This is a genomic window from Bradyrhizobium sp. WSM4872 (genome assembly GCF_055811715.1).
Genome location: NZ_JBVVPT010000006.1, coordinates 248328 through 273055, shown reverse-complemented (window position 1 = coordinate 273055; position 24728 = coordinate 248328). Strand labels below are relative to the sequence as shown.

Sequence of the window (24728 nt, the reverse complement as noted above, 5' to 3'; positions counted from 1 at the left end):
AAAGCGACCAGGAGTGTTCGAGTGAAAGCCGTCCATACCGAGCTGCATCGCAGCCACGATCCGCAATTCTTCCTGGTTCGCGGTGTCGTCAAGCGTACCACCGAGCAGCCCGAGCGTGCCGACCGCCTGCTCAAAGGGCTCAAGGACGGCAAGCACCAACTGGTCGAGCCGACATCATTCGGGCAGGGGCCGCGTGCGCGCATCCACAGTCCGGAATATCTATCGTTCCTGAGCGAGGCCTGGGAGGCCTGGACCGCGCTCGGCGATTCCGGTCCGGAGATGATCGGCAATATCCATCCGGTGCGTCATGCCGCGACTTATCCCACCCATATCACCGGCAAGCTCGGCTGGCACACCGCCGACACCGCGGCGCCGATCGGCCCGGGCACCTGGGCCGCGGCCTGCGCTGCGACCGACGTCGCGGTCACCGCGGCACAGATGGTGATGGACGGCGAGGATGCGACTTATGCGCTCTGCCGGCCGCCCGGCCATCACGCCTATCGCGACATGGCCGGGGGCTTCTGCTTCCTCAACAACAGCGCGATCGCGGCGGCGCATCTGCGGCAGAAGCACGAGCGTGTCGTGATCCTCGACGTCGACGTCCATCACGGCAACGGCACGCAAGGAATCTTTTATGCGCGCCCGGACGTCTACACGGTCTCGATCCATGCCGATCCCGTCGCGTATTATCCTTACGTGTGGGGCTATGCGCATGAGCGCGGCGAAGGTCCCGGCCTCGGCGCCAATCTCAACATCCCCCTGGCGATCGGCACCGGCGATGACGGCTACATCCAGGCGATGGAGGTCGCGCGCAAGGCGATCGAATCCTTTGCGCCCGGCGCCCTCGTCATCGCACTCGGCCTCGACGCCTCCGAGCACGATCCGCTGAAGGGCCTCGCCGTCACCACGCCCGGCTTCCGCCGCATCGGCCAGGCCATCGCAAAGATGGGGCTGCCGACCGTGTTCGTGCAGGAGGGCGGCTACCTCTCGGATATCCTCGGCGCGAACCTGACCTCGGTGCTGGCGGGATTCGAAGAGGCGCGGTGATTTTCGCCGAGTAGCCCATCATTCTCCGTCGTTGCGCGCGGAGCGAAGCAATCCAGAATCTTTCCGCGGAGGGGCTCCGGATTGCTTCGCTACGCGCGCAATGACGATGTGGATGGATAGGTCGACTTCATCCACAACTCAAAACATCCCGCTTGCCGTGAGCGCCTTGCAGACGTGCTGCATCTCGGTCTCGTCCGCGACCATGTCGAGCATGATCGTGGTCAGCCCCTTCGCGGCAAATTCCTTCAGCTTCGCGCCGATCTCCGCGTAGCTGCCGACGAGGTAGGGGCAGTCGGCCTGGAAGGTCAGGGACGGAAGCAGCCAATAGCCATTGTCCGCGAGCTCGCCGCTCTGGCCTCTCGTAGAGGCGCCGTTTCCACACGGAATCGCTGTTCTCCACGGTGAGCACGAGCAGCTCGCGATCATCGGCATTATCGCGGAAACGCGCCTTTGCGGCCTGCCGTGCCTCGTCGCGTCCCACGCGGGCGAAGATTCCAAAATTTACCCCGGCGCATCGAGGTCGCGGTCGAGATCGGGTGGCAGCATCTGCATCTTGAATGCAGCCGGTCTCCTTCGCTACGCGCCGTGCCGGCTCGGACTGGCCCGCGACCAGAAATTCCGCATGCGACAGCTCGTCGCCGAGCCCCTGCAAATCGCTGACCGCCGTCCCCGTGATCATGTTGAGATAGACCTTGCGGCCGTGGAGCTGCGAAGGACGAGACGAATTTTGCCGCCGTGAACGGGTGCATGTAGACCGGATTGACCGCGATCAGCGGTGAGGACCTCGTCGTCTCGCCGATGATGTGCTGGGCCATCGCCCAGGGCTCGACGAACACGTCGTTGCCTTCGAACAGCAGGATGCCTTCGAAGCCGTTACGGTCGGCGAACTGCGCCACCCGCATCAACTCGCCGATATATTTCTTGGGGGCGCGGTTGCGCGAAATCGCGGGAAAGACGCGCAGCCGCCACGGCGTCATTCAGCCGCCTCCTGCAGCGGCCATGCATTGCGGGTGATGGGAAGGCCGCCGGTGGCGCGGGAGCCGTCGGCGATCGCGAGACGATGCGAGGGCGACGGCGAGATCAGCTGAAATCGCCACCCGTGCGGATCATCGGCGATATCGGGCGTGAAGCTGATCTCGATGGCTTCGCGCGATACTTGCATCGCGAAAGCGTCGAGCGGCAAATTGAGGCCGAAACCCCTGGCCTTCAGATAGGCTTCTTTCAGCGTCCAGTAGTCGAAGAAGCGCTCGGTCGCAGCGGGCTCCGGCAGCCCGCGTAGCGTTTCAACCTCTTCCGGCGCGAAGAACCGAAGCGCAGTCGACAGCGGCGCCACTCGACGCGACACGGTCTCGACGTCGACGCCGACGGTCTCATGCCCTGACACGACGCAGGCGACGCAGCCGTCGGCGTGCGACAGGCTGAAATGCAGCGCGCTCGAGGTCTTGGGCGATACGACGAACGGCCGCCCGTAACGCCCGGGCGCAAATGACCAGTCGGTCGGTGCGACCTCAGGTGCGACGTGCGAGAGCGCAAGGCGCAACATCGCGTGCGCGAAAATATACTGTCGCTGGTGCCGCTCGAACACGAAGCGGTCGGCACGTACCCGTTCGTCGACCGAAAGCAGGCGCCGGCAGGTATCAACCGCATCCGGCGCGTCAAAAGTCTCGATCAGTCCGACAAACAGTTCAATTCTGTCGTCTGCCATCAATTGGGCCCATGGCGTCAGGCCGGGGCCAAATCCCCTGCCATAACGGAAGAATCAACTGAGCAAAAATCCACTAAGCGGACCGCTTCTAGCAGTCCACTCGGGCGAATCCTTGTCGATTGCTGGCCGGTTTACGGGCGCAAGCTTGTGCGAGACCCCAACTCGACACGCGAGCGGCCAAATCTGAAAACTGAAGCCCGAAAACTGAAGCCTGAAGATTCGTACAGCGTCCCGGCCGACGAGTCTTACGTCTTCTTCTTGGACTTCTTGGAGCCGCCCAACATCGAAATGCTGGCGTCGACGTCCTTCAGCGCGGACTGCAGCTTCTTCTTCTCGGCGGCGAGCAACTACTGCAGGGCCTTGCGGTCCTTGTCGCTCAACGAGGTGCCCTTGGTAAATTTGATGAAACCCATAACGAACTCCCCGGTTGAAAATACTCGTCCAAATCAAAACGCGAGAATAATCTTGCGCGATGGCGCCAAAGAATCAAGATGCAACTTGGTCATTCACAGCTTTGACGAGTGACCCCGTATTCGCACGTGCTCTGCGGCCGGTCATGCCGCCCTGCGATTGAGCAATCGGCCGAGTGGCGCCGCGACGAGATCCTCCATCCACTGGCCGACGGTAGCGCCGTCGAGCAGCTCGCTCTTGTATTTGCATGAACCGGTGATTCCCGTCGGCCGCTCCTTGAGCATCAGCACAGCCAGGTCTGGTCGATCGGCAGCACCGGCTGGCCTTCGCGGGCGACGTTGCCGATCGATCCTGTCGTGAGGTCAGGCAGATCGAGCGGCTGGCGCAGCGAATTTTGCAGGGTGAAGTAGACCTGGAGCAGCGAGGCTGGATTGACCCTTCCTGCTCGAACAGCACGCCGATCGACCAGCCGTCGACGACGGCGTGGTGCAGCATCAGCAGCAACACGTGATCGCAATCGTGGAGTCGCAACAGCCGGGCGCGTAGCAGCGGCGCGCGGGTGGTGTCGATCGGGACATAGGTCTCCTGTTCGATCAGGAGATTGATCTTGCGGAGTTCCAGCGCCGTGCGCCGCTTGTTGTTGTGGAGCTGACCGTCGCCGATCGTCTCGACGGTCAGGACACGGTCGAGGGCGCCGGGCGCGGCGACGCGGCTGATGGGCTCCCCGCCGCTCCAGCCGAAATGGGTCCGCACCGATTCGTGCCGGCGCACGATGTCGTCGATCGCCTGCGCCAGGGCGGCCAGATTGAGCGGCCCCTGGAGACGGAAGGCGAAACGCAGGTTGAACAGCGGCAGTCCCTGAAGATTCTGCTCGATCCGCAGCATCTGCTCCTGCGCGATCGAAAGCGTGGGAGGGCTGCTTTCGATCAGGCTCGCTCCAGCCAGCCTCGCTAGACTTGCGGCCGGCTTGTGTGGCTTTGCCGCGACGGCCTCGTCGACCCGTCGGGCAATCTCGTCGATCGTCGGTGCCTCGAAGATGGTCTTGATCGGCAGCGACACGCCGAGCGCCCGAGCGACGCGCGCCATCGCCTGGCCCGCCAGCAGCGAATGGCCGCCGAGCGCTTTCGCTGCATCGAGCAGGGGCTGCCGTCGGATGCCTAATGCTTCGTTTCATTTTACCTTGATTGCGAATGTAAGTATCCAACGCGTCTCGGCGCCGCTATGACTGCGGCCTGATCGCCATACGAGCGCGCGCCATGCATTCCGTTGCCCTGCTGACCGCCAGCTACGCCAAGGATATCGAGCGCTTTTCGCTGCTCAGCGAGAGCATCGACACCTGGTTGACGGGCTACACGCGGCATTATGTTCTCGTTAACGATGAGGATCTGCCGCTGTTCGCGCGGTTCGCTTCCGACAAGCGCGTCATCGTTCCGGCCTCCCGCTATTTGCCGAAATGGCTGTGGGCGCTGCCGCCGGCCCTCCAATTCATCAGCAAACGGCGCGTCTGGCTGTCGCTGCTGTCGTCGCCCGTTCATGGCTGGCATATCCAGCAGATCCTCAAGATCGCCGGCGTCCTCAACGTGCCCGAACAGCGCGTCTGCATCCTGGATTCGGACAATCTGTTCTTCCGCGAATTCGACGTCGGCCAGTATGCTGGCGCCGAGAAGACGCCGCTGTTCGTCACGCGCAACGGGATCGACGCCGCCCACCCCTTGCATGTCCTGTGGCTCCGCACCGTCGATCAGCTCCTTGGCATCAAGGACCGGTCCTTCCCCGCCGACGACTATGTCGGCAACGCGCTGGTCTGGGACAAGGACACCGCGCGTGCGATGACCGACGCGATCAAGTCGGCGACGGGATTGAACTGGGTTCTGGCACTGTGCCGGAAGAAGAAGTTCTCGGAATATCTCATGTACGGCCATTTCGTCGCGAACGCGCCCGCGCATCTGGCCACCCATCGGATCACCGAGGACAGCATCGCGGTCTCGCATTGGGATGACACCCGCCTCGACCGCCCGGCTATCGAATCGATGATGCGCGCCGCTTCGCCCGACCAGGTGGCGCTGTGCATCCAGTCCTATTCGTCGACCTCGATCGACGACATCCGCGACGTGTTCCGCCTCAGCTCGCGCGACCGTCGCAGTCCGAGCCTGTCTCCGGAGGACATGGGGGACGAGGTTCAGTTCGAGGCTCCGAAGACGCGCTGAGACCCGGCGCCTTCACGCGTCCTTCGTGAACTTACTGATCACGTTCATGAACGGCTTCGGCTTGAACTCGCCGTCGAGCGGCAAGGGACGGTTCGGCTGCTTGTCCGCCCGCGCAAAGGTGCCGTTGATCCAGCTGTAGCGGTCCGAGAGGCCCCAGGTCAGGATCGAGCGCACTGGTCCGCTGGTCGAGATCGCGGTCAGGAGATCGTCGACGCGCTTGGCGACGATGGCATCGCGCTCCGCCGGCGTCCCCGTCAGCTTCTGGTCGTCGACATCGAGTTCGGTGACGTACACCTCGAGACCCCAGGCGCGCAGCTCGGTGACGAACTCGGCGAGCCCATGGGTGTCGATCTCGAGTTCGGCATGCAGATGCGATTGCAGTCCCACGGCATGCAACGGCACGCCCTGGTCGAGCAGGTCCATGATGAGATTGCGGTAGGCCGCGCGCTTCGCAATGAACGTGTCCTTTGCCGACTCGATGTCGTATTCGTTGATCGCGAGCTTGACTAAGGGGTCGGCCGCGGCCGCCGTGCGGAACGCCAGCGGAATCCAGCGATTGCCCAGGTGCTGCGTCCAGAACGAATCGCGCCGGTCTCTTGGACTGCGTGGATTGTCCGGAATCGGCTCGTTGACGACGTCCCACGACGTCAGCTTGTCCTTGTAATAGGAGACGACGGTGCCGATGTGGTCGAGATAGGCGCGCTCGACGCCCTTGGCGTCCTTGATCTGCTTGGTCCAGTCCGGAATGTCGTGATACCAGGCGAGCGCGTGGCCGCGCATCGTCAGGTCGTTCTGCCGCGCGAAATCCAGGATCGCGTCGGCACGTTCGAAGGCAAAGGTGTGCGCGTCCGGACGCAGCATCGGCCATTTCAGCTCGAGCACCGGAACCACCTGCGTGCAATAGGTGCTGATGGCTTCGCCGAGCCTGGGATCGGCTTGCAGATCCCAGAGCGTGGCCGCGGCACCGAAACCCGGACGGCGCTGCGCCAGTTTCGACGCCGGCGCTGCGGACGCCGATGCGGCTGCCGCGAGTGCTGCGGCGCTGCCGAGGAGAAATTCGCGTCTGTCGAGCCTGGTCACGGCGTTCCTTGTCGAGCCAACGCGCCATCGTACCAAGCGGCGCCTTGCAACGCCGGGGTTTCCCCTCGTTGGGTTAACTTTGCTATCTGCGAATCTCGGTTCCTTTCCAGTGGTCGTGCTCCCACCAGGGAAGGGCAAATTTAACGCTAACCCGCGAAAGCGGCCTCAAAGCCGCATTCGCCGCCCGATCTCCAGACTTATGTGACATTCTTGAGAGATGCTGCGGCGCAATTCGTTCGCCCCGCCATGGTCCAATTGATGAACGGCCGTCACACTCGCAACAACGTTGCCGGTCCCGTGCTCGCATGCTGAACCGCCATTTCTCGATTTATCTCGTCGCCTACATCCTGCCTGCGGCGGTGGGCTTCTTCGCCGTCACGGCCTACACCCGGCTGCTGACGCCGGCGGAGTACGGCGTCTATGTTGTCGGCATCAGCCTGGCGGGCATTCTGGGCGCGATCTTCTTCGCCTGGATCAAGCTCTCGGTGTCGCGCTATCAGGCGATGTCGGCCGAGGTGGATTTTCGCGGCACGGCGATGGTCGCCTTCGCGCTCACCGTTGCCGTCCTCTGCGCCACCACGCCGCTGGTCTTCCTGTTCCGCAGCGATCTCAGCGTCGGGCTGTTGCTTGCCAGCATGTTCGTCGCGATCATGGCGAATGCCGTCGATGTCGGCCAGGAGTTCGAGCGCGCAAAACTGCGCCCTTACAGATTCGCGGCGATCTCGATCGTGCGTAGCGTGTCGAGCGTCGGTTTCGGCCTGCTCGGTATCTGGCTGGGCTGGGGTGGACTGGGACTGCTTGCCGCATTCGGCCTGGGTTCGCTCGCCGGGATCATCCTGAACCTCGTCGGTGACCGCACCCGGATTGCTCGCTTTCAGCGCAGCCAGTTCGTGCAGCTCGCGCGCTACGGCCTGCCGCTGACGCTGGCCGGATTGTCCGTCGCGGTCTACTCGGCCTGCGACCGCCTCATCGTGGCATATTTGCTCGGCAAGGACGCCGCCGGCATCTTTGGCGTCGCCGCCGATCTGCCGCGACAGTTCATGGTCATGATCGCCTCCAGCGTCGCCGCGGCAACCGTGCCGCTGGTGTTCCGGTCATTGTCGGAGAAAAACAACGAGACGACGCGGGAGCGGCTGACCGAGAGCCTCGAACTTCTGCTCGTCGTGGTCGCGCCCGTCGCCGTCTGGCTCGCGCTCGCAGCCGACCAGGTTGCCGGCACGCTCGTCGGCGTCGACTTCCGCGCCGGGGTGTCGGCATTGCTGCCGACCCTGGTGCTCGCGCGCTTGTTCGGTATCGCCAATCAATTCTACGTGCAGATCAGCTTCCAGCTTGCCGAGCGGCCGTTCATGCTGGCGGCGCAGTCGTTCCTGACGCTGGTCGTCAGCGTGGCGTTGATGTTCGTGCTGGTGGCCGGCCATGGCCTCTACGGCGCGGCGCTGGCGACGCTTGCGACCGAAGCGATCGGCTTCCTCGTTGCCGTCGTCCTGATGCATCGCGCCCATCCGGTGCCTTTCGACCTCCACCGCCTCGCCGGCGTTGCCGTCTCCGCCGCGGCGATGGCGGCTGCGATTCTCGTTGCACGATCCCAGGTCAATGGCATCGGCCTCGTTGCGCTCATGGTCGTGAGCCTTGCGGGCGGCCTCGCTTATGTCGCCGCCGGGTGGTTGCTGAACGTCGCAAATGTCCGGACGCTGTCGCTGCGTTTCCTGCGAACCTTCAATCGCAAGGCGCTGGGCGTTTAGCCGCGGTCTCTGACGAGACTCGGCCTCTTCGTCTGAAGCTCTGAAAGCGCCGCCTGGCTTGGCGATGGCTCGGTTCCGGCCGGAGCGCACAGCCGCCCGGGTCCAGGCGTAGGGCGATTTTGTTGCGTCGGTGGCCATAACCGTGCTTCTTGGGCGGCATGTCGGGAGCAGAGCAGATATGAGCCAAGGAATACCGGAAATCCGCGCATCGGCGCAGTTGCTCGCCCGCTATCGCGAGCCCGACAATGCGCGGGGTGTCCTCGAACTGGCGATTACGGCGATACCGTTCGTCGTCATCTGGGCTCTGATTTGGGCCGCTCTTGACCAGGGCTATTGGTTTGCCCTCCTGCTGGAGGTGCCCGCCGCGGGTTTGCTGGTCCGCCTCTTCATGATCCAACATGATTGCGGACACGGCTCTTTCTTCCGCGGCCGCCTTGCGAACGATTGGGTCGGCCGTGCCCTCGGCGTGATGACACTGACGCCATACGGCTACTGGCGGCGCAACCATGCAGGCCATCATGCGAACTCCGGCAATCTCGATCAAAGGGGCTTAGGCGACATCGACACGTTGACCACGCGCGAATTTCTCGGGCGGTCGCGATGGCGTCGGACGCTATACCGTCTGTATCGCCATCCCCTCGTGATGTTTGGCGTCGGTCCCAGTTATTTGTTCATCTTGAAGCACCGGTTGCCGGTCGGGATGATGCGTCGCGGCTGGAAACCCTGGCTGAGCACGATGGGCACGAACACCGCCCTCGCGATTCTCGCCGTCACGATGATCCAGCTGGTCGGCTATGGGCCGTTCCTGCTTGTGCATCTGCCGATCGTGGTCCTGGCAGCGTCGATCGGTGTGTGGCTGTTCTACGTCCAGCATCAGTTCGAGCACACGCACTGGGCCCACGACGAAACCTGGAATTTTCACGACGCCGCGCTGCACGGCAGCTCTCACTACCAACTGCCGGCTGTCTTGCGATGGTTCACGGCAAATATTGGCGTCCACCACATCCATCATTTGTCCAGTCGAATTCCCTACTATCGCTTGCAGGACGTGTTGCGCGACCATCCACAGTTCGCTGGTGTCGGGCGGATTACGCTGCTCCAGAGTTTGCGGACCGTGCGGCTGACCTTGTGGGACGAGGAGCGGCAGCGGCTGGTCTCTTTTGGAGAGGCCGCCTTGTTTGGCAAGGCAGCTTACGCCGCCCCCGCGCGGCTGCCGACTGCCGTTAATCCGCGCGTGCGGTAGCTGGGTTCTGTGCGAGCCGTCGATCCGAAGGCGACGGGCGTTCAGCGTCCGCCCCCCGGACATTCTGCCGCAGCGATTGACCGCCAGCTTCGGCCGCACGCCGCCCTTCCGCCTGCGCCAACCGTCGTATATGAGGTTTATCGCCGGAACGTGCCGAATGTCGCCACAGACGGAACGTAAGGCGGCTGCAGTTTCTTAATTCGAAGATCGCAATCTGATCAATGACCGGCGGACTGGCATTTCGACCGAGGATGGCATGAGAAACCTGATGACAACGGCGCAATCTACCGTGGCGATGCGGCGTTGGGGGCCTCCCGGAATTGTGACCTTGGCGGCAATGCTCGCCTTTGCGGCTGTGGCCGTGGCCCCGGCCAATGCGGCCAAGCAGGCGCGTCAGCCGGCCGAGGCGGTGGCGCCGCGCGAGGCCGGCGAACCGATCATGGCGATCGTGTCGATCAAAAGCCAGCAGGTCACCTTCTACGACGCCGAGGGCTGGATTTTTCGCGCGCCGGTATCCACCGGCACCACGGGACGCGAGACGCCGGCCGGCGTCTTCGCCATCGTCGAGAAGGACAAGGACCACCACTCGACCATGTATGACGATGCCTGGATGCCGAACATGCAGCGCATCACCTGGAACGGCATCGCGCTGCATGGCGGGCCGCTGCCCGGCTATGCCGCTTCGCATGGCTGCGTACGGATGCCGTTCGGCTTCGCGGAGGGCCTGTTCGACAAGACCAACATCGGGATGCGGGTGATCATCTCGCCGAACGACGCAGCTCCGATCGACATCGTTCATCCCGCATTGTTCATGCCGAAGCGGGAAGCCATTGCGGCGGCGCCGGGCCAGATCGGCAAGCTCTCCGGCGAGGCCGAGGAGGCCACAAGGGCGGCCGACGAGGCCAAGAAGGCCGCGACTTTGGCCGCGAAAGAGGCTGCATCGCTGCCGGCCTTGCTGCGCAAGCTGGAGCAGCAGAAGACCCGCGCTGACGCCGAGTTCGCCTTTGCCGACAAGCAGCTCGCGGCGGCCAAGACCGATCAGGCCCGCGCCAAGGCCGAGGAGCTGAAGCAGAAGGCCGCCATCAAGGCTGCCGACGCGGCGACGCAGCTCGATGCCGCCAAGGCCGCCGCACAGCCGAAGCGCGATGCGGTCGCTGCCACGAAAGAGGCGGCCAAGGCGGCAGCGGCCAGGAAGGCCGACGCCGTGAAGGCCGCGACCGACGCAAAGCTCGCGCTCGAACCGGTCTCGGTCTACATCAGCCGCGCGACGCAGAAGCTCTATGTGCGGCGGAACACGCACAAGCCGGCACCGGACGGCGGCGGCGAGGTGTTCGATACCAGCATCGAGGTGCCCGTCACGATCCGCAATCCGGATCAGCCGCTCGGCACGCACATCTTCACGGCGATGGCGAAGAACGACACGGGTCTGCGCTGGAGCGTGGTCACGATCGAAGACAGCGACAACGCCAGGAACGCGCTCGACCGCATCACTATCCCGCAGGAGGTGCTCGACCGCATCGAGCCGACCGCGTTGCCGCGGTCCTCGATCATCATCTCGGACGAGCCGCTGAGCAGCGAGACCAACTACCGCACCGAGTTCGTCGCGGTGCTGAGCAACCAGCCCCAGGGCGGTTTCATCACGCGCAAGCCGACCGCGCCTCCGATGGCGATGGCGAGCGATGACGGCTGGGACAATGGCGGCAACGGTTTCGGCTTCTTCTTCCAGCGCGATCCGAACCCGCAGCCCGTCAATCCCCGCCGGCGCGGCCAGTATCAATATTACCAGCCGGCACAGCCGATGCAGCGGGGCTTCTGGTAGGAGGCTCTGTGCGTCATCCGGGCCTTCAATCAGTTCTCCGCCACGGCCTGGCCAAGCCGCAACTCGGTATCTGAGCGGCGCTGTAGACCGCGCTGCAGCAGCGATGCCGCGCGCGCCCGTGTGCCGGGGTGAGCCGCCGACGTGAAGAAGGCCGATAGCGCGGGCGGAAAGACGCTGTCGGCCGGCAGTGTGACGTCGTTCATGAGCGCCTTGGCGCCGACCAGCGCATGCTTCTCGAACGAGGCGAGGCGGCGGGCAAAGGCATCGACGAACGTCTCGATCTCCGCGTCGGGCAGCGCGCGATTCACGTAGCCGTAGCGCTCGGCGAGGTCTGCCGAGAAATCGTCGGCGCCCAAAATCACTTCGAGCCCGCGCCCGCGGCCCATCAGGCCGGCAAGCCGCGCCATCGGGTTTCCGCCCGGGACCGAGCCGAGGCCGACCTCGAACTGCCCCAGAATTGCCCGCTCGCGGCTGGCGAAGCGCATGTCGCAGGCCAGCGCGAACTCGCTTCCCGCGCCGCGCGCGCGGCCGCGTATGTCGGCGATCGATGCGACTGGCGCGCGTGACAACCGCACCAGCACGTCGATCCATGGATGCATGCCGGTCGGACCATGCGGCATTGCGGCAACTTTCGTCTTGTCGGCGAGTACATCCCAGTGCGCCATGAAGAAATCCGGATCCGCGCTGCGAAACACCACCACTTTGACCTCCGCATCGCTTTCCAGCGCCGTCAGCAGTTCCTGAAGTTCGCCGATGGTGTCCGGGTCGATCAGATTGATCGGAGGATTGTTGAATGTCGCAGTCCACAGTCCCGGCGAGGGCTTGTCGATGTCAATCTGTCGGGTCATTGAAGTCTCCTTTGTTGTCGGATTCACTGGATCACCTCGTCGGCGCGTGCGAGCAGGCTCGGAGGGATGTCGAGCTCCGTCGCGCCGGCGGTCTTTGCGTTGATAACGAATTCGAACGTCGTCGGTTGGACGACAGGCAGGTCTGACGGCAAGGCTCCCTTGAGAATCCGGCCGGCATAAAGTCCAATTTGGCGGTAGCCCTCGGGCGGGCAGACGCCGTAGCTCATCAAGGCGCCCTGAACCGCGTACTCGCGAGTCTGGTGGATCGCCGGAAGCCGTTGTTGCGCCTCGAAGGCAACGATGAGCTCTCTTCGCGTGTCGAAAAATGGAGACGCGCAAACGAGCAGGCCTTCTGCGTCCACCGTCCTCAGTCGCTCAAAGGCATTGGCGAGCTCGTTGTCGCCGGCCGCGTATACGATCTCGACGGGCTGCTCGATGTCTTGCGCCGCCCGCGTAACTTCGATGACCTGTGTCTCAGCTTCCTCAAAGTCGCGATCGACGAGAACGCCGAGCACTTTGGCGCGAGGCAGTACCTCACGCAGGATTCCGAACCGCTTGGCCTCCAGCTCAGTGGCCAGCAGGCTCACGCCCGTCATATTGCTGCCCGGCCGGTTCAGACTGTTGACGAGGCCGATCTTCACGGGATCGCCTCCGACGGAGAACACGGTTGGGATTTCAGTCGACGCGACCTTGGCCGCGAGCGCGGAGGGCTCGCCGCCGGCCGCGATCAGCACGGACGGATTGAGTCTGACGATCTCGGCCGCGAGCGCCGGAAGCCTCTCATAGTCGCCTTCGGCCCATCGGTAAGCGATCGTCGCGTCCTTGCCCTCGAGGTAGCCGGCTTCGGCAAGCCCTTTACGAAAGGCGGCGAGGATGCGAGCCGAATCTTCGGCGGTGCGGCTGCTCAGAAAGCCGATCACGGGCTTGTGGTGCTCCTCCGTCACGAAAGAAGGCCACAACGCAAATCCGGCGAATGCTCCAAGAAGATCGCGGCGTCTCATGGTCGAGCCTCCATGTTCGGTGCTGCCTGGAAGTATTGCCTTCTTCCGGTCGAGACTTGCCTCGCCATATCCGGTCGGATCTCGCAAGAGTCCGCCCGGATCCTTGGTATCGAATAGGACCGGCTATGCGGCGTCTGTTGCAAACGAGGCGAGGGAGAGCGCATTGACGATCTCCTTCGTGTGCACGATGGCGCTGGCGTAGTTCGGCATGTTGATTTCGAGCGCCGCATGCATCATCTGGTCCGAGTAGTCGGCAACGGCGTCTTTGACGACGGTGACGTCGTAACCAAGTTCGGCGGCAAAGCGGACGGTCGCTTCGATGCAGGTGTGCGCGATCAGCCCGATGACTATGAGCCGCTGGATGCCGTGCCGCTTGAGCTGGAGATCGAGGTCGGTGTTGGCGAAGCCGCTGGAGCACCAGTGTTCGCTGGCGACAATGTCGCCGGGCTCCGGCACGAACTCGGCACGGAATTCGCCGCGCCAAGTGCCGAATTCGAAGCTCTTGGCCTGCCACGCCCTCCGCTGGACCGGCGCCACGTACTTCCAGGATTCGTAATCGCCGGGGCGGTAGCGGTGATGCATGGCATAGAACACCCGAAGCTTCGAAGCGCGTGCGGCTTGCAGAACCTGTTGCATGTGAGGAACGCAATTGTTGGCTTCGGCCACGGCCTTGATCCGTGGCCAGATCTTGCCACCCTCCGAGATGAAGTCGTTGTAAGGGTCAACCACCAGGAGGGCGGTGGAGTTCTTGTCATAAGAAAGGTTAGTCATGGGACTCTCCGTTGCGCCGGTGCCGTGCCCCTCAGTTGTTCCTGAGCGCCGCGCGCTCGATGCTGGCGGCGAATTCCGGCGTTTCGCTTTGATTGTGGGCGATCGAGGCGGGCTGGCGCTGGGCGCGGAACAAATCGAATGGAATGCCCTGCTTGCCGATGAATGCCATGAACTCGTCGGTGGCGTGCGACCTGACGCGATTGGTGAACTCGCACTTGCCGGGCTCGATTTCCTTGACGCTCAATTCCCAGGTCACGTGAATGGTCGTGCGTCCGGTGGGGGTGAAGACGTCGGAGGTTGAATCGAGAATCAAATGATCTTTCTCGCCGAGCGTTTCAACATAGTGCTGGACCATAAGGCTGCCGCCGATAGTTTCCACGTTGATGGACATCCGCTTGCCGTCCGGCGCCGTCGTGAAGCCCGCGGCGATATGCGCCGGCGAACAGCCCTGATAGTCGCGCTCGGACAGGTTGAAGCACCATTCAGGGATGTCGATCTTGTCCTTCGGCGCATTGATGATGGCGGTGAAGCTGGAATCGACGATCTGGTTGCGGGTCATCTCTCGGTCTCCTCGTTGCGTTGCGCCGTTGACGTGATCGAGACTTCACGGTCTCATGTAGCGATCCGCGCGACGCCATCGCGGATCTTCCGAACGGGCTAGTCCGACTGGCCGTTCGTCCTGCAGATACATTGGCGCGGACGGGCGAATTTTGCCCGTTATGGATTGTTATGGATCGTTAGTCTCCGCGAGGACCGCGAAAAGCCCGCGCAAGCGCAGTCCCCGCGGCCTCCATGCGATTGCAAGGCCACGCGTTAGAGGCTGCGAGATTCTGTTAAGGCGGGGCGGTTGCTGGATGCCGCAACCTCGGCTACCTCGGCCGGACCACCACAAGAGGTTACCGCGTCAACTCACAAGCCATTGGCTTTCAAGGTGAAAATCCTGGCAGTACTGCTGCGCAACAAGGCCGACCGTCATGTCGGATATCGCCCCGCTGCACTACTCTGTGGCCCGGAGATCAGATATCACGATCGGCAAGATGACGGTCTTCGTGCCTATTTCGAGATCACCCGGATTGTAGCGCACGACGGTAACAACAAACGCAAATCAATGCCCACAGCGCAGAAATCCGGTATCATTTCGTTTGGTCCCTTCAGTTTGAATTTGGCCGAGCGCGTGCTGACCAGGAACAGCGAGCAGGTGGAGCTCCGGGGACGAGCTTACGATCTCCTGGTGGCGCTGTTGTCGCGCCCAAACGAATTGGTCAGCAAAGCCGAGTTGCTGCGGCAGGTCTGGCCTGGTCTAATCGTCGAAGAAGGCGCCTTGCGTTTCCACATGACGAACCTTCGCAGGGCGCTTGGCGAGAGCGGCGAGGGCAACCGGTACATCGTGACCTCCTCGGGGCGGGGTTACACGTTCGTTGCGCAAATTTCTCGCTCGGTCGGTCGAGAACCGGAAGCAATCGCCGCGCCGTCTTTTCGGCAAGCCAATCTGCCTGTGCGTCTTCCGATGATTGACCGCGAGGTCGAAATCGAGGAAATCCCCGCGCGGCTGGAGGCGACACGTTTCGTGACCATCGTGGGAGCCGGCGGCGTCGGTAAGACGACGCTCGCGATTGCTGTCGGCCACCGGTTGATGCAAAGTTTTGAAGGCGCCGTGCTCTTCGTCGACTTCAGCATGGTCAACGATCCGGCCCTGGTGGGAACGGTCGTGGCATCGCTGCTCGGCCTTTCGGTGCAATCCAGCGACGCGACGCCGAGCATCTTCGCCTATCTCCGGGACAAGCGGACATTGCTGATCCTCGACACCTGCGAACATATGGTTGAGGCTGTCGCCGCATTCGCGTCATCGGTGTTTGCGGCCGCGCCGAACGTCCACATTCTGGCGACGAGTCGCGAAGCACTGCAGACCGATGGCGAAAACGTCTATCGGTTGGACACGCTGGCATGCCCGCCCGAGGGCACAGAGCTGACGGCCGAAGCTGTCCAGGCATTTCCGGCTATCCAGCTCTTCGTCGAGCGCGCCCGCGCAAGCGGCGCCCAGCTGTATTTCAGTGACGAGGAGGCTCCCATTGTCGCGAATATGTGTCGCAAGCTCGACGGCGTTGCGCTGGCAATCGAACTCGCCGCCAGGCGTGTCGAGAGCTACGGCGTGCACGGAACAGCGGAGTTGCTTGATCAGCGGCTCGGATTGTCCTGGCCCGGCTCCAGGAGCGCGCCGCCGCGCCAGAGAACGCTGCACGCGACGCTGGACTGGAGCTTCGGCCTTCTCTCCGATACCGAGCGGGTCGTGCTCTGCCGGCTCGCGATCTTCGTCGGACACTTCACGCTCGACGCTGTGATTTCCGTCTGCGGACGCGATATCAGCGAGAGGGACATTCTCGGCGCGATCGACAGCCTGATCGCGAAATCGATGGTCGCGACCCGTCCGGCCGGACCCATGGTGAGCTATCGTCTCCTGGACACCACGCGTGCCTACGCGCGGGACATCCGGATCGCCGAAGACGAAGCCCACGACCTCGCCGTCCGGCATGCGACTTACTACCGCAACTGGCTGGAACAGCGAGGGCGCGACTGGTCCACCTTTGCGAGCGGGGCGGAGCGAACGTTACATTTCGCGAGCATGAACAACGTGCGCGCCGCGCTCGAATGGTGTTTTGGCGAGGGTAGAGATGGCGGGCTCGGCATTCAGCTCGCGGCGGCCGCCGTTGATGTCTTCCTGGCCATGTCCTTGCTTGCGGAGTGTCATCGCTGGTCGCAGCGGGCGCTGATCGCGCTCGACGCGGCCACTGTCGGGAGCTCGGATGAGATGCGGATCCAGGCGGGCCTCGGGGTTTCCGCATCCCAGATGTACGGCGAGAGCGATGCCGTCAACGACGCCCTGAACAGGAGCCTCGCGATCGCCAATGCGAGAGGCGATACGGCCTACGAAGCCGGATTGCTCAACATGCAATACATCTTCCACGGCCGCAGCGGGCATTTCAGAATTCTGCTGGAATACGCCCAGCGATGTCGCGGGCTTGCCGAAAGATCCGGTGATCTCGCGATCAGAACCCTGGCTCATTCGGCCCTCGGCATGGCGTTGCAGTTTTCAGGTGATCTCGCCGGCTCGCGCCGCGAACTCGAATCCTTGATGGAAATCCTGTCGTACGCCCAGCAAGGCTCCGTCCTGCTGGGCTACGATCCGCATTATCGGTCGATCGTCGCTCTCGCTCGGACACTCTGGTTGCACGGCTATCCGGACCAGGCTGCGGACCGGGCAAGAGAGGCAGTCAAGGCGTCGGAGGCCATGGGACATTCGGCAGCGCTGGCGCTGGTGCTGGCCGGCGCGGGAACGGTCTATCTCTGGCGCGGCGATCTCGACGCCGCCCAGCAGTACATCGATCGCTCCTATTCCCTGGCCGAAGCAAACGCCATGGGTCCGCTGATGGCGATCGGCCGGTGCCGCAAGGCCGAACTGATGATCCGCCGCGGAGACGTGAGGCTGGGGGTCGACGATTTGCGGGCCGGTCTCAAACCCATTCACGCCGCACGCCACGAATTGCTCACCACCGAGTTCAACATGGAACTCGCGCTGGGCTTGCTTGCTCTCGGGCAGGCCGGGGATGGCCTGATCCTCGTCAACGAGGCGATCGACCGGGTCAATGGAAGCGGTGAGCTGTTCCAGATGCCCGAGCTGCTGCGTGTGAAGGGCAAGCTGCTCGGCGCGATGCCGCGATCGAGCGGCGACGAGGGGGAAGGCTGTTTCCGCCAATCCATCGATCTGGCGCGCGCTCAGGGCGCCCGATCCTGGGAGCTGCGGGCGGCAACAGACCTGGCTGCGCTCATGGTCGAAACGGACCGTCGGGCGAGCGCCAGGGCACTGCTTCAAGACGTCTACGGCAGCTTTTCAGAGGGCTTTGCGACGGCAGATGTCAAAGCGGCGGCTGATTTGCTCGCCGATCTGGTGTAGCGGCTCCCGCGACTACCGTCGCGCCTCGATCACGATAGCCTGAATCTTGCCTTCGATCGGCCCGGCCCCATGGCGCATTCGGATCGCCTTGGCAACGATGTCGGTCGCGGCCTGAAGCTTGCTGGCATCGCGTGCCTCGATCTCGCTGCGCAGCGGCGTGCCCTGGCAGAGCGCGATCGCGACGTGCTCGGGCGACGGCGCGCGGCTTATTTCAGCTCGCGTTTCGATCGATATGTCACGGAAGCCTGCGCGTTCGAGGTCGGTTCTGATGACCGCCTTGTCGTGATAGCCGTGCGGCGTCCGGGCCATGAAACGAGGCGGGTCGTCGGGAAACAGCTTTTCGAGCGCGACCGTGGCTTCATGCGTCAGCACATTGTCCTCGATGCGATCCCAGACGTTGAACACGAACGTGCCGTCGTCCTTCAGGACGCGCTTCACTTCCCCGTAAGCCTTGACACGGTCCGGAAAGAACATGGCGCCGAACTGGCAGCAGACCACGTCGAATTCGGCATCGTCGAAGGGCAGGGCCGATCCGTCGGCCTGGCGCCACGAGATGCGATCGTCGTCTGCCTGACGCTGCGCCGCGACAGCGAGCATGGGCTCGTTGAGGTCGGTCGCGACATAACGGACGCCGCGCGGCAGCGCCGCCGCGACAGCGCGCGTCACGGCGCCGGTGCCCGCCGCGATCTCGAGCAGCACGGAGGGCGAGCGGGCCGCGACACGTCTTGCGATGTCCTCGGCGTAAACGGCGAAGATCAGCGGCACCAGATAGTCGTCGTAGAGTTTCGGGATCGAGCCGGCGAAAACCTTGTCAGTGTTGGACATGCTTGCCTCGCTGAAGGTTCGGACACGAAGCTCACGTTACCATGGATTGCCGTCTCCCGCGCCAGCAGCGCGGTGAACCCGGCCGGTTGTTGCATCGCCTTGCCGGCCGCCGGCGTCATCGGCTCCCGCCGACCTCTCGGATCGGCCGCGTGCCATCCCAGTTGGCTGCCGCCTGCCGAACCTTCTCGAAGAACGGCCCCTTGGTACCGCTGATGTCGGAGATTTCGATCACGGTGCCCGGATGGGCCTGGGTGTCGAAATAGGCAAAGCGCCCCCTGTCGCCGCCGATCTGGCCCTCATGGCCGATCCTGTAGCCGAGCCCGAGCGCCCTGTCATAGAGCGCCTGGTAGTCGTGGCTCCAGTAGGACATGTGCTGGAGGCCTTCGTGGCCGGACTCGAGGAATTCCCTGTACAACGAGGGCGCGTCGTTGCGCTGCTGGATCAGCTCGATCTGGAGATCGCCGGAATTGGCCAGCGCGATGCTCATCTCGACGGCGGAGTTTTCGCCGCGATGGCGAAACCAGTCGGTCTTGACGCGGTCCATGTAGTACCAGGGACCGACGCCCATCACCTCGATCCAGTGCTTCATCGCGGCGTGAATGTCCCGCACCACATATCCGTTCTGGCGCACCGCGCCGAAGATGCGGCTCATGCCAGCGTCCTCCTCGTCACTTGGCTCACTTCACTTCAATGCCCGCGTCCTTGGCAACCTGCTTCCAGGCCGCGATGTCGCGGGCGTTGATGTCCCGCTGCTCGTCGCCGGGCACGAATTGCGGCGTGATGCCGAGCCCCAGAAGCTTCTCCTTCACCTCGGCATCGGCGAGCGCGTCCTTGAGTGCCGCCGACAGCTTTCTTGCGATCGGCTCGGCGAGGCCCGCAGGCGCATACATCGCCCAGGACAGGCTGCGATCGAACGGCACGCCCTGTTCCTTGTAGCTTGCGACATCCGGCAGGCTCGGCGAACGCTCGCCGCAGGCGGCCAGCGCCTTGATCGAGCCGTCCTTCACCAGCGGCGTCGCGGTCGCCATGTCGAGTGTCGCGAGCGAGATATGGCCGCCGAGCAGATCGCCGGCCAATTTGGCGATGCCATTGAACGGCACGTGGTCCATCTTGATTCCGGTCTGTTGCATCAGGATTTCCGCGCAGAATTGTCCGGTCGAGCCCACGCCCCAGCTTCCGTACTGGATCGGTTCGCCCTTCTTGCTCAGCGCAATCAGGCCCTTGATGTCGTTGGCGGCAAAATCCTTGGTCGCCACCAGCATGATCGAGGACGTGCCGATGCGCCCGATCGTGGTGAAATCCTTGATCGAATCGTAAGGCAGTTTCGGATAGATCGCCGGCGCCAGCACATGCGTGGTCATGCCGCCGACGGTGATGGTGTAGCCGTCATTCGCTGATGCCGCGACCATCTGCGTGCCGAGCGTGCCGGCAGCCCCGGTGTGGTTCTCGATATAGACGCTCTGTCCGAGCGTCTTGCCCATCCTGTCGCCGAGCAGCCGCCCGATCACGTCGCCGCCGCCACCGGCCGCATAAGGCAGCAGCATCCTGATCTTGTGCGTGGGATAGGCGGCTGGGTCCTCGGCGCGCGCAGGCAGCATTGCCGAGGACGCTACGACCAATGACAATGTTGCAGCGCGCAGCAGACGAAAATGGACGAAGCGCGCCATGACCAAGTCTCCCAGATTGCTCTCCGCTTCTTTTGAGAGCGGAGTTGAAGCGCAAGACCGAACGAGCGATCGCGCCGACGGTTGACTAGCGAACGATCGTTCGTTAGTCAAGCCGCATGGCTGTTCACACCACCAGCGCGGCGGAAGCGGCTGCGCCCACGACCCGCGATCGCATCCTCGCCGAGGCGCTCGATCTGTTCGCGCAGAGCGGCTATGGCGGCGCCTCGATGCGCGAGCTCGCGCGTCGCGTCGGCATCCGTGAGAGCAGTCTCTACAATCACTTCGCCGGCAAGGCCGCGATCCTCGAGGCGATCGTCAGCGAGCACGGTCCGGCCAGCTCGGCGAGCCGGCTGGAAGAGCCGCGCTACAAGCAGCTCGCGCGCCAGCCCGCCGCGTTCTGCCGGCAGTTTGCATTGGACCTCGTCGAGCAATGGTCCGATCCGCGCGAGCACCAGTTCCAGAAAGTCATCACCGCCGAGCGCAACCGCGTGCCCGGCATCCGCGCCAAATTCGCCGATCATTTTTATGCGCGCGAGCAGAGCATGATGACGGATTATTTTCGCGGTTTTGCACTCGCCGGTCTGGTCTCGACGCCGGACCCGCGCGAGACCGCGCGGCTGTTCGCGGCCGGGCTGATCTACATCCGTCTCGAGCATTACGTGATGGGCGCGGCACCGTCGCCGCGGCCAAAGGTGATCGAGGCGATCGATCGCTATCTCGCCTTCTTCCTGTCGCTGATCGCGGCGGATGGCGGGACGCGGGACAACAAGAAACGAAAAGCCAAGGGAGAGAATCGTGGCAAGGCTGCCCCTGATTGATCCGGAGACGACCAGCGGCGACATCCGCGCCTCGTTCGACCGCATGCCGGTCAAGCTGAATATTTTCCGCATGATGGCCCATGCTGAGGCCAACATGATCCCGGCGATGCGGCTCGGCAATTCGATCCTGCACAAGCAGAAGCTCAGTGCGGTCAATCGCGAGCTCCTGATCCTCCAGGCAGCCCAGCTCGAAGGCGGCGCCTATGAATGGCGCCAGCACGTGCCGATCGCGCTCGGGATCGGCTGCACGCAAGCCCAGATCGATGCGGTCGAGCGCACCGATTACGATGCCGCCGGCTTGAGCGGGGCCGAGCGCGCGCTGCTGAAATTCGGCCGGGAAGTGGTCGAGAACGTTCGCGTTCCCGAGGCGGTCTTCGCCGCCATGCGCGCGCATTTCAGCGACCAGGAGATCGTCGAATCCATCGTCGCGCTCGGCTTCTATATGATGATGGCGCGTGTCACCGAGGCAACCGAGACCGATCTCGATCCGGCAGCCGGCATGAAGGTCTATGACGGCGGCAAGACATAGGCGGCGCGCATGTCCGAGAATTCCGAGACCAGACCGGACCGCTATGTCCGCCCGCCGAGTGCGGAATCGCTGGGCGAAGCGCCGGGCAGGGGGCGCCTTAGGGGCCGCCGCATCCTGATCGTCGGCGGTGGCCAGCGCGTGTTCGATGCCGCCACCGATCCGATCGGCAACGGCCGCGCCATGAGCATTCTGTGCGCGCGTGAGGGCGCCAAGGTCGCGGTCGCCGATCTCAACCACACCTCCGCGCAGCAGACCGCAAAGCACATCACCGACGAAGGCGGCGAGGGCTTTGCCATCACGGCCGATGTCACCTCTGAATCCAACGTCCAGCGCATGATCGAGGAAGCACATCGCGCCATGGGCGGGCTCGACGGCATGGTGCTCAACATCGGCACCTTCGGCAAGGTCGGGCTCGACGCCGTCAGCCCCGAGGAGTGGAATGCGATCTACGACGTCAACGTTCGCGGTCCGATGCTGTGCTGCCGCGCGGGCCTGCCGAAATTCGACAACGGCGGATCGATCGTCTTCATCTCCTCCATCGCCGCGCTGAAGGCCGGCTCGCAGATGGCGGTGTATGATTCCTCGAAAGCCGCGCTCGGCGGCCTCATGCGCAACATCGCCCATCTCGGATCGCGCCGCGGCATTCGCGCCAACCTGGTCTATCCCGGCCTCGTCGACACACCCAATGGCCGCGAGGCCGGCGCCGGCCGCCCCTCGCGCGGCAAGGGCCACGTCCCGTTCGGCCGCCAGGCCACCGCCTGGGAAATCGCCTATGCTGTGCTGTTCTTCCTCTCGGACGAGAGCGTTTACGTCACCGCGCAGACGCTCGCGGTCGATAGCGGTCTGAGCGGGATGTGAGAGGGCGGCTCGCGCCTATGGCCGGGGGCCGCGCGCTTGGCAGATCAGGTGGTCCAGCGAGACGCGTCCGGGCCCGTAGGCCATGATGCCGAGCGCCATCGCCGCCCAGGTAATGTGGATCGGCCAGCCGTCAGGCACGGTCAGCTCGACGATGACGGTCATGAACAGCAGTCCGAGCGCCGCAAACCGCGTGCCGAAGCCGAGCAGGAGGAGGATCGGGAACATGATCTCTCCGCATCCGGAGAGGAACGCCATGACCGTCGGCGCCGGATAGTGATAGGGCCCGCCGGGCAGATGCAGCATGAACTCGTCGCTGAACAACGTCACCGCGGTGTCGTTGAGCCTGAGGAAGCCTGCCCATTTGAGCATGCCGGAACGCCAGAACGGCACCGCCAGCGCGACGCGCAGCACGAGCTGAACGACCGACGGCGAGGCGATGGCCTGCACCAGATGATTGGCCTTGTCGACGAGGAGCCCGAGCGAGGGCAGGCCGCCACCCGCCTGCATGCGTTGATCCGTGATCATCAGACGTCTCCGAAAGCGATTGAGGTGAAGGCGCCCGCCTCGATCAGGCCGGTGATGTTCGAAGCAAGGTCGAACTCGGCCGCCGCGTCCAGCGCGCGTGCGGCGGCCTCGCCGAGCGGCCGACCCGACATCAGGCTGCTCGCGAATGCTGCTCCGCCGGGCGGCAGGTGCCGGACCACGACATCGAATTCGCCGCGCGTGACCAACGCGTCCTCCGGTGTCGCAGCGTCGATGCGCCCGACCGGCGACGTATCGCGGTTGGCGGCGAATATCGTCACCGCCGCGAATTGCGACCGCACGATTCCCGCCGCCGGGTGCGGTATGAGAACGAGATCGCCGAGCCGCTCCGGCGCAACCGCTTCAAGCTGCGCCGGCGATAGCGGTGCCGCGTCGGCGGCGTGATAGGCATCGAGCCAGGCCCGCTCGATGCGGGCGACATCTGCGAGCCATGGCATCATCTGCGCATGTTCATATTGCGCGATGAAGGCCGGGAAGTCGCGGCCATAGTCGAACAGCAGCGGTGAGATCGGGGGCGTCTGGCGAACATGGAAGCGCGCCATGGCGCGGAAGAAGTCGGTGCCGGTGATGCGCTGCACCGCCGGATAGATCGCAGCGAGCGCGTCGATCAGGCTGACCGTGACGTTGTTGCGGTAGATATCGTAGCGCTTGCCGGGTGCCTTGCCGTTCGGACCAGCCACGATCTCAGGCGCGGGGCGCGCCGGGTCGAGCAGCGCCGGTGCAAAGGCTGCGGCAAAGCAAAGGTCAGGCTCAGGCGGCATGACGATCTCCCGTCAATCCGACCGTGCGGCAACGATCGAGGATAGCCTGCGCGGCGGCGGCTTCCGCCTGCAGGACCGGCCAATCCGGGATGTTGCTGTCCCACTCGATCAGCGTCGGCACGCCACCGCGGCGCTGGACGACGATCTCGTACAGCTTCCACACGGCGTCCGCGACCGGGCCGTCATGGCTGTCGATCAGCAGCAGATCGCCTTCGTCGTCGGTCTGCTCGGCATGGCCGGCGAGATGGATCTCCCCGACGCGCGCCAGCGGAAAGCCCGCGAGGTAGTCGAGCGCGGAGAATCCGTGATTGGTCGCGGATACGAATACATTGTTGATATCGAGCAGCAGCCCGCAACCGGTCCGTTCGGCAACGGCGCGGATGAAATCCGTCTCACTCATCGACGATTCGCGGAAGGCGACATAGGTCGACGGGTTTTCCAGCAGCAGCGGGCGGCGGATCGCGTCCTGCACCTGATCGATGTGATCGCAGACGTTTCGGAGCGTGGCTGCGGTGTAAGGTAGCGGCAACAGATCGTTGAAGAAGCTGGTCTCATGCGTCGACCAGGCGAGATGCTCGGATACCAGCGCGGGCTGGTAACGCGCCACCAGTTCGCGAAAACGGGCCAGATGCGCCTTGTCGAGCGGCTGCGGTCCGCCGATCGACATGCACACGCCGTGCAGCGACAGCGGATGGTCGCGGCGGATGGCTTCCAACGCGCGATGCGGCGGTCCGCCTGCGCCCATATAGTTCTCGGCGTGGACCTCGAAGAAGCCGCGCTGTGGTTTCGCGCCCAGGATCGCCTGAAGATGTTCAGGCTTGAAGCTCGTCCCGGCGACGTCGCCGATGGGGGCGGAATAGCGGAGGGGCACCGCAGACATGTCAGGCGCGATTGCCGTCGTCAT

At 63.9% G+C, this 24728-nt stretch carries 21 protein-coding genes and 2 pseudogenes; 9 read left to right on the top strand and 14 right to left on the bottom strand.

The genetic code is table 11. The annotated features are described in order from the left end of the window. The first annotated feature begins 21 nt into the window (after positions 1–21). Entirely contained in the window at positions 22–1047 is a 1026-nt protein-coding gene (locus AC0L3C_RS11685) for a histone deacetylase family protein (RefSeq protein WP_473408057.1), read from the top strand. 138 nt (positions 1048–1185) lie between these two features. Here the strand turns inward: AC0L3C_RS11685 and AC0L3C_RS11680 are convergent. The 3 genes and pseudogenes from AC0L3C_RS11680 to AC0L3C_RS11670 all read right to left on the bottom strand — a co-directional run. After that, positions 1186–2024 (bottom strand): annotated as a pseudogene (locus AC0L3C_RS11680) (LLM class flavin-dependent oxidoreductase). After that, positions 2021–2752, bottom strand: a complete 732-nt coding sequence (locus tag AC0L3C_RS11675) for a 4'-phosphopantetheinyl transferase family protein (protein WP_473284194.1) — start codon at positions 2750–2752, stop codon at positions 2021–2023. The pseudogene AC0L3C_RS11680 and the gene AC0L3C_RS11675 overlap by 4 nt, the downstream one beginning before the upstream one ends. 554 nt (positions 2753–3306) lie before the next feature. Continuing rightward, a pseudogene (locus AC0L3C_RS11670) lies at positions 3307–4282 on the bottom strand (condensation domain-containing protein); the annotation flags it as partial. Positions 4283–4419: 137 nt separating this feature from the next. Here AC0L3C_RS11670 and AC0L3C_RS11665 point away from each other — a divergent pair. Further along, positions 4420–5370, top strand: coding sequence for a DUF6492 family protein (locus AC0L3C_RS11665; protein ID WP_473263348.1), 951 nt, complete (start codon positions 4420–4422; stop codon positions 5368–5370). 12 nt (positions 5371–5382) lie between these two features. On the opposite strand, the gene AC0L3C_RS11660 is transcribed toward AC0L3C_RS11665, so the two are convergent. Continuing rightward, positions 5383–6450, bottom strand: a complete 1068-nt coding sequence (locus AC0L3C_RS11660) for an endo-1,4-beta-xylanase (protein WP_473408056.1) — start codon at positions 6448–6450, stop codon at positions 5383–5385. A 305-nt stretch (positions 6451–6755) separates the two neighbouring features. On the opposite strand from AC0L3C_RS11660, the gene AC0L3C_RS11655 reads away from it, so the two are divergent. The 3 genes from AC0L3C_RS11655 to AC0L3C_RS11645 all read left to right on the top strand — a co-directional run bounded on the left by AC0L3C_RS11655 (position 6756) and on the right by AC0L3C_RS11645 (position 11254). Then, the gene (locus tag AC0L3C_RS11655) at positions 6756–8192 is read left to right on the top strand and encodes a lipopolysaccharide biosynthesis protein (protein WP_473263345.1); all 1437 of its coding nucleotides are present in this window, start codon (positions 6756–6758) and stop codon (positions 8190–8192) included. Between the two features lie 178 nt (positions 8193–8370). After that, positions 8371–9435 (top strand): fatty acid desaturase, encoded by a 1065-nt coding sequence (locus AC0L3C_RS11650; RefSeq protein ID WP_473263342.1) that lies wholly within the window; start codon positions 8371–8373, stop codon positions 9433–9435. A gap of 256 nt (positions 9436–9691) precedes the next feature. Next, entirely contained in the window at positions 9692–11254 is a 1563-nt protein-coding gene (locus tag AC0L3C_RS11645; protein WP_473408055.1) for a L,D-transpeptidase family protein, read from the top strand. A gap of 29 nt (positions 11255–11283) precedes the next feature. On the opposite strand, the gene AC0L3C_RS11640 is transcribed toward AC0L3C_RS11645, so the two are convergent. The 4 genes from AC0L3C_RS11640 to AC0L3C_RS11625 all read right to left on the bottom strand — a co-directional run bounded on the left by AC0L3C_RS11640 (position 11284) and on the right by AC0L3C_RS11625 (position 14433). Then, entirely contained in the window at positions 11284–12102 is an 819-nt protein-coding gene (locus AC0L3C_RS11640; protein ID WP_473284204.1) for an enoyl-CoA hydratase/isomerase family protein, read from the bottom strand. A 23-nt stretch (positions 12103–12125) separates the two neighbouring features. Further along, positions 12126–13103 carry an ABC transporter substrate-binding protein gene (locus AC0L3C_RS11635; protein WP_473408054.1) on the bottom strand — a complete coding sequence of 326 codons (978 nt, stop codon included), beginning with the start codon at positions 13101–13103 and terminating at the stop codon, positions 12126–12128. Between the two features lie 123 nt (positions 13104–13226). After that, positions 13227–13874 (bottom strand): cysteine hydrolase family protein, encoded by a 648-nt coding sequence (locus AC0L3C_RS11630; RefSeq protein WP_473284208.1) that lies wholly within the window; start codon positions 13872–13874, stop codon positions 13227–13229. Positions 13875–13905: 31 nt separating this feature from the next. Beyond that, on the bottom strand, positions 13906–14433 hold the full coding sequence (locus AC0L3C_RS11625) for a hypothetical protein (RefSeq protein WP_473284209.1): 528 nt from the start codon (positions 14431–14433) through the stop codon (positions 13906–13908). 288 nt (positions 14434–14721) lie between these two features. On the opposite strand from AC0L3C_RS11625, the gene AC0L3C_RS11620 reads away from it, so the two are divergent. Next, the gene (locus AC0L3C_RS11620) at positions 14722–17823 is read left to right on the top strand and encodes an ATP-binding protein (RefSeq protein ID WP_473408053.1); all 3102 of its coding nucleotides are present in this window, start codon (positions 14722–14724) and stop codon (positions 17821–17823) included. Between the two features lie 12 nt (positions 17824–17835). On the opposite strand, the gene AC0L3C_RS11615 is transcribed toward AC0L3C_RS11620, so the two are convergent. The 3 genes from AC0L3C_RS11615 to AC0L3C_RS11605 form a co-directional block, all read right to left on the bottom strand. Continuing rightward, a complete protein-coding gene (locus AC0L3C_RS11615) occupies positions 17836–18648 on the bottom strand; it encodes a class I SAM-dependent methyltransferase (RefSeq protein ID WP_473282170.1) in 813 nt (270 codons plus the stop codon). Positions 18649–18763: 115 nt separating this feature from the next. Then, on the bottom strand, positions 18764–19300 hold the full coding sequence (locus AC0L3C_RS11610; RefSeq protein ID WP_473408052.1) for a VOC family protein: 537 nt from the start codon (positions 19298–19300) through the stop codon (positions 18764–18766). Positions 19301–19325: 25 nt separating this feature from the next. After that, positions 19326–20315, bottom strand: coding sequence for a Bug family tripartite tricarboxylate transporter substrate binding protein (locus AC0L3C_RS11605; RefSeq protein ID WP_473408051.1), 990 nt, complete (start codon positions 20313–20315; stop codon positions 19326–19328). A 116-nt stretch (positions 20316–20431) separates the two neighbouring features. On the opposite strand from AC0L3C_RS11605, the gene AC0L3C_RS11600 reads away from it, so the two are divergent. From AC0L3C_RS11600 to AC0L3C_RS11590, 3 genes are read left to right on the top strand one after another with little or no spacing between them, the layout of a single operon-like run. After that, positions 20432–21133, top strand: coding sequence for a TetR/AcrR family transcriptional regulator (locus tag AC0L3C_RS11600; protein WP_473408050.1), 702 nt, complete (start codon positions 20432–20434; stop codon positions 21131–21133). Then, complete coding sequence (locus AC0L3C_RS11595; RefSeq protein WP_473408049.1) at positions 21111–21662, top strand: carboxymuconolactone decarboxylase family protein; 552 nt, start codon at positions 21111–21113, stop codon at positions 21660–21662. The genes AC0L3C_RS11600 and AC0L3C_RS11595 overlap by 23 nt, the downstream gene beginning before the upstream one ends. A gap of 9 nt (positions 21663–21671) precedes the next feature. Then, positions 21672–22520 carry an SDR family NAD(P)-dependent oxidoreductase gene (locus AC0L3C_RS11590; RefSeq protein WP_473408048.1) on the top strand — a complete coding sequence of 283 codons (849 nt, stop codon included), beginning with the start codon at positions 21672–21674 and terminating at the stop codon, positions 22518–22520. Positions 22521–22535: 15 nt separating this feature from the next. Here AC0L3C_RS11590 and AC0L3C_RS11585 read toward each other — a convergent pair whose 3' ends face one another. From AC0L3C_RS11585 to bufB, 3 genes are read right to left on the bottom strand one after another with little or no spacing between them, the layout of a single operon-like run. Further along, positions 22536–23045 (bottom strand): DoxX family protein, encoded by a 510-nt coding sequence (locus AC0L3C_RS11585; protein ID WP_473263332.1) that lies wholly within the window; start codon positions 23043–23045, stop codon positions 22536–22538. Beyond that, positions 23045–23824: an HvfC/BufC N-terminal domain-containing protein gene (locus AC0L3C_RS11580; RefSeq protein WP_473408047.1), complete on the bottom strand. Its 780-nt coding sequence runs from the start codon at positions 23822–23824 to the stop codon at positions 23045–23047. Before AC0L3C_RS11580 ends, AC0L3C_RS11585 begins: the two co-directional genes overlap by 1 nt. Beyond that, positions 23814–24728, bottom strand: a complete 915-nt coding sequence (bufB, locus tag AC0L3C_RS11575) for an MNIO family bufferin maturase (protein ID WP_473282183.1) — start codon at positions 24726–24728, stop codon at positions 23814–23816. The genes AC0L3C_RS11580 and bufB overlap by 11 nt, the downstream gene beginning before the upstream one ends.

Bases quoted from the DNA above. Each gene is read 5' to 3' on its own strand.
- AC0L3C_RS11675 (WP_473284194.1), bottom strand. From the start codon at position 2,752: ATGGCAGACGACAGAATTGAACTGTTTGTCGGACTGATCGAGACTTTT.
- AC0L3C_RS11665 (WP_473263348.1), top strand. From the start codon at position 4,420: ATGCATTCCGTTGCCCTGCTGACCGCCAGCTACGCCAAGGATATCGAG.
- AC0L3C_RS11655 (WP_473263345.1), top strand. From the start codon at position 6,756: ATGCTGAACCGCCATTTCTCGATTTATCTCGTCGCCTACATCCTGCCT.
- AC0L3C_RS11650 (WP_473263342.1), top strand. From the start codon at position 8,371: ATGAGCCAAGGAATACCGGAAATCCGCGCATCGGCGCAGTTGCTCGCC.
- AC0L3C_RS11645 (WP_473408055.1), top strand. From the start codon at position 9,692: ATGAGAAACCTGATGACAACGGCGCAATCTACCGTGGCGATGCGGCGT.
- AC0L3C_RS11640 (WP_473284204.1), bottom strand. From the start codon at position 12,102: ATGACCCGACAGATTGACATCGACAAGCCCTCGCCGGGACTGTGGACT.
- AC0L3C_RS11635 (WP_473408054.1), bottom strand. From the start codon at position 13,103: ATGAGACGCCGCGATCTTCTTGGAGCATTCGCCGGATTTGCGTTGTGG.
- AC0L3C_RS11630 (WP_473284208.1), bottom strand. From the start codon at position 13,874: ATGACTAACCTTTCTTATGACAAGAACTCCACCGCCCTCCTGGTGGTT.
- AC0L3C_RS11625 (WP_473284209.1), bottom strand. From the start codon at position 14,433: ATGACCCGCAACCAGATCGTCGATTCCAGCTTCACCGCCATCATCAAT.
- AC0L3C_RS11615 (WP_473282170.1), bottom strand. From the start codon at position 18,648: ATGTCCAACACTGACAAGGTTTTCGCCGGCTCGATCCCGAAACTCTAC.
- AC0L3C_RS11610 (WP_473408052.1), bottom strand. From the start codon at position 19,300: ATGAGCCGCATCTTCGGCGCGGTGCGCCAGAACGGATATGTGGTGCGG.
- AC0L3C_RS11605 (WP_473408051.1), bottom strand. From the start codon at position 20,315: ATGGCGCGCTTCGTCCATTTTCGTCTGCTGCGCGCTGCAACATTGTCA.
- AC0L3C_RS11600 (WP_473408050.1), top strand. From the start codon at position 20,432: ATGGCTGTTCACACCACCAGCGCGGCGGAAGCGGCTGCGCCCACGACC.
- AC0L3C_RS11590 (WP_473408048.1), top strand. From the start codon at position 21,672: ATGTCCGAGAATTCCGAGACCAGACCGGACCGCTATGTCCGCCCGCCG.
- AC0L3C_RS11585 (WP_473263332.1), bottom strand. From the start codon at position 23,045: ATGATCACGGATCAACGCATGCAGGCGGGTGGCGGCCTGCCCTCGCTC.
- AC0L3C_RS11580 (WP_473408047.1), bottom strand. From the start codon at position 23,824: ATGCCGCCTGAGCCTGACCTTTGCTTTGCCGCAGCCTTTGCACCGGCG.
- bufB (WP_473282183.1), bottom strand. From the start codon at position 24,728: ATGACGACGGCAATCGCGCCTGACATGTCTGCGGTGCCCCTCCGCTAT.